The organism is Streptomyces chiangmaiensis (assembly GCF_036281785.1).
In the GTDB taxonomy this organism is placed as follows: domain Bacteria; phylum Actinomycetota; class Actinomycetes; order Streptomycetales; family Streptomycetaceae; genus Streptomyces; species Streptomyces chiangmaiensis.
The window spans coordinates 1-3,281 of the sequence record NZ_JAYWVC010000433.1; the positions used below are offsets into that span (position 1 = coordinate 1).

The following is a 3,281-nucleotide window of genomic DNA, read 5'->3' on the forward strand; positions in this document are numbered from 1 at the left end:
CTTCGGATAGAGCACAACGGTTCTGAGGTCGTTGCCTTCTGGGTCATGGCCCCAGTGTACTCGGATTTGAGTTGGGGATTCAGAGTCAAATATGTAGCGTGCGGCAGTACCGGTCCCGGCAGGCTCCGGCCCATGCACCCGCTCGAAAGGACCCCTGCCCATGACTACGCTCCGCCCCGTGGCGAGCTTCTGGACCGCCGCCCTAGCGGTTGTGCCGGCCCTGTGGGCCGGCGCGGCCCCGTCGGTGGTCTATCCGGTGTACGCCCAGGGGAAGCGATCGAGATGAGAGCCCTGGCCATGTGAACAACGGTGCCTGCAGGTGCCGCTGGAACGGTCGACACGCGGTCGCAGCCGTTGGCGCGGCAGAAGCCTGCGGGGCCAGATTCGAGCCGATCATCGGCAGCATCCCAGTACGCGCTCGGGCTGGAACCGGCCGATGCGGGCTATGACTACTCGGTGCTGTCGGAGTTCCGTGACCGGCTCGTCGCAGCGGCCGGCGGCCGGGAGATCCTGGACGCGGTGCTGGCCGCAGCCCGCCGGTGGGGCCTGGTGACCGTCCGGGGCGGCGCGAGGACCGACTTCACTCACGTGCTGTCTGCGGTGTGCGAGCTCAACCGGCTGGAACCGGTCGCGGAGACCCTGCGCTCGGCGCTGAATGCCGTGGCCCTGGCCGAGCCCGGCCGGCTGAACGAGCGTGCCCGGCCGGAGCGGTTCAAGCACTACGCCACCCGGGCTGTGGACTCTCGCTTCCCCAAGGAGCGGTCCCGGCGTGATCAGACGTATCGGCGGATCGGCGGCGACGCTATGCACCTGTTCCGGATGATCTGGGCCAAGGACTCTCCGCCGGGATTGCGCAGGCTGCCGGAGGTGGAGGTGCTGCGGCGGGTGTGGGTGCAGTGCTTCCACCTGGTCGACAGGGAGGTGGCCTGCCGGGGCCCAAAAGACCGGCTACCAGGCCTGATGCGCTTGGTGACCCCTTATGACCTGGATGCCCGCACCGGCGGGAAGCGCGACATCGACTGGGACGGCTACAAGGTCCACGTCACCGAAACTTGTGAGGAGAACACCCCGCACCTGGTCACGAGCGTGGTGGTCACCCTTGCCAGCGTCTCCGACGATCGGATGACGGTCCACGCGGAAGCACCCCTTCACCACTTGCACCGAGGCGAGGCTGAAGACCGCCACCTGGATTGCGGACTTCTGCAGCACGAAACGGCGCTATGGCGCGGCTGGCGGGAGGCCGCCCGTCGAGCTCGAACGGATCATCCAGGAGGCGCGAGCCCGGACCGATCAGGAAGGCCGGGCTGCAATAACCAACGTCTCTACGCTTCCGTTCCAGGGGATTGGCAGGGCGATACGAAGACCTTTGCGGGATGAGGCTCCGGTCGGCCGCGAAGCACGTGGCGAACGACCTGGCAAAGCCTGGGACACCCGATGACGGGTGCGCCGGGCGCGGAGCGCGACAACGCTTCCGGCGCGTTCCGTTGCCGGGGCTGCTCTCCGCCGGATCAAGCCAGCTCGTATGGGCCCTGCATCCGGCTTCTGGCTGCGACGAGACGATGGTGCGGGCTTCACACCCGGGCGCGGATTGCAGCGCCTCACGACGTAACCGAGGCTTCGACAGAGCCATTGATCGTGCGGGACAGGAGCCCGCGCTGGCGTGCGGCGTCGGTAAGCAGCCCCTGCAGACACCGTCGCCCATAGTGCAACCGGGATTTCGCGGTGCTGGCAGGGATGCTCAGGATCTCCGCGATCTCCACGTGGGAGAAGTCTTCAACGTAGGCCAGGTATACGACGATCGCGAGCTTCAGCGGGAGTTGCTGCAGCGCGACTTTCACCGCATGGTCCGACAGCCGGCCCAGAGCCTGCGCCTGGGCGGTCTGGGGAACATGCAACGTCGGGCGTCCTGTGCCGGACAACCGGCCGATGGGGCGTCGCGTCGGAGAGCTTGAGCGCGCGGGGCGCTGTCGCTCGCCACAGGCATCGCATGCGGTGTCGGCCAGGACCCGAAACAGCCACATCCTGGGATCTGTCTGCCAGGTCAACGACCCGAAGGCGTCGAAAGCCCTGAGGTAGGTCTCCTGGATCAGGTCCTCGGCGTCGCGGCGGTCGCGGGTCATCTGTACCGCGGCCGCGTACAGCCGGTCGATGAACGGCATGGCCACACGCTGGAAGAGCTCGACGAGTTCGGCTGGATCCGGCGCGGCGGTGGGAGCGCCGATCAAAGTGCCGGTGTTCAGCGGAGTGGCGATCTCGTAGTCAGTGCCTTCAGTGACAGGGATGCGTCGATCCTGTTGCAGCAAGACGGCTCGTTGTGTGCGACGACTGCTCACGCGCGTCTCTTTCTCGTGCGGTGTCGGGAGGGAAGCCGGGTCCGGGACGGTGCTCGGGCTCACTGCTGCTTTCCTGAGGCATTGAGAACTGCAGGACGGCGATGCTGTCCTCGGCCGGGACGCCAGAGGTCAGGCAGGCCGTCCGCTGCTGCTCGTCCACGGTGCTGGCCGTTGGAGAGAAACACGTCGCGCACGTGGAGGGCGATCACGCTGTTCAGTACGTCGGTGGAGTGAACCTCGCCGGTTCGGAACGTTCCGCTGTCGGTGACGTTGCTCAGGGAGAAGTCGAGGCGCCCGGCTTCTGCGGTCGCGGCCTCGATGGCTGTTTCAACCCTGGAGTCGTCGGTGATGCCGGCGGCTTCCCGCGGTCGGTGCGTCGCCGGCAGCTCCGTCGGCTCGGCGCCAGGCCCGGAGGTACGGCTGCGGTTCATCGGCGCCATCACGGCGCGCTCTGCCGGGTTGCCGTCCAGGACGATCGGGTCGAAAGCAGTGGTCATGGTCTCCTCCTCGAGATAGGTGATGCTCAGCGGCCCGGGCACCCCGCTGCCGCACCAGCGAATGCCTGCCCGAGCAAGTAAATCATATGTCCGAACAGGTAAATCTCATGCACCCATCCCCGGGTCAGGCATGAAGCACATCACACACTCCCACCTGTTCATGTCTCTGCCTAAGCCTGGATGGCGCTCGGGGCTGTCGACCATCAGGTTAGGATCAAGTTGTTCAGGCAGGAAAGTGAGGAAGAGATGGCGCAGTCCACACCAGAGACCGGGAACGGGCCCGCGGGGACGGGGCGGGAGGTCACCGTCTCGGCGCCGGCCGCGGCCGGCACCGAGACGGTCAGCAACGCGATCGTCCGCCTGACCCGCCTGCACCGCATGGTCGCGGGACAACTGCTGCGCCGCATCGGCCTTCATCCGGGCCAGGAACTGGTCATGATGCACCTGTGGG

General features: G+C 66.9%; 4 protein-coding genes and 1 pseudogene. 3 read left to right on the forward strand and 2 right to left on the reverse strand.

Annotation, left to right across the window (positions count from 1 at the left end):
- The first annotated feature begins 160 nt into the window (after window positions 1-160).
- Both VXC91_RS43875 and VXC91_RS43880 read left to right on the forward strand, forming a co-directional pair.
- Window positions 161-286, forward strand: coding sequence for a hypothetical protein (locus VXC91_RS43875; RefSeq protein WP_329512933.1), 126 nt, complete (start codon window positions 161-163; stop codon window positions 284-286).
- Between the two features lie 68 nt (window positions 287-354).
- Window positions 355-1,377 carry a hypothetical protein gene (locus tag VXC91_RS43880; protein WP_408057624.1) on the forward strand — a complete coding sequence of 341 codons (1,023 nt, stop codon included), beginning with the start codon at window positions 355-357 and terminating at the stop codon, window positions 1,375-1,377.
- 221 nt (window positions 1,378-1,598) lie between these two features.
- Here VXC91_RS43880 and VXC91_RS43885 read toward each other — a convergent pair whose 3' ends face one another.
- Together VXC91_RS43885 and VXC91_RS43890 are read right to left on the reverse strand one after the other, a co-directional pair.
- On the reverse strand, window positions 1,599-2,303 hold the full coding sequence (locus VXC91_RS43885) for a sigma-70 family RNA polymerase sigma factor (protein ID WP_329512934.1): 705 nt from the start codon (window positions 2,301-2,303) through the stop codon (window positions 1,599-1,601).
- A gap of 89 nt (window positions 2,304-2,392) precedes the next feature.
- Window positions 2,393-2,830: a hypothetical protein gene (locus VXC91_RS43890; RefSeq protein ID WP_329512935.1), complete on the reverse strand. Its 438-nt coding sequence runs from the start codon at window positions 2,828-2,830 to the stop codon at window positions 2,393-2,395.
- Between the two features lie 246 nt (window positions 2,831-3,076).
- Here VXC91_RS43890 and VXC91_RS43895 point away from each other — a divergent pair.
- Window positions 3,077-3,281, forward strand: a pseudogene (locus VXC91_RS43895) (MarR family transcriptional regulator); the annotation flags it as partial.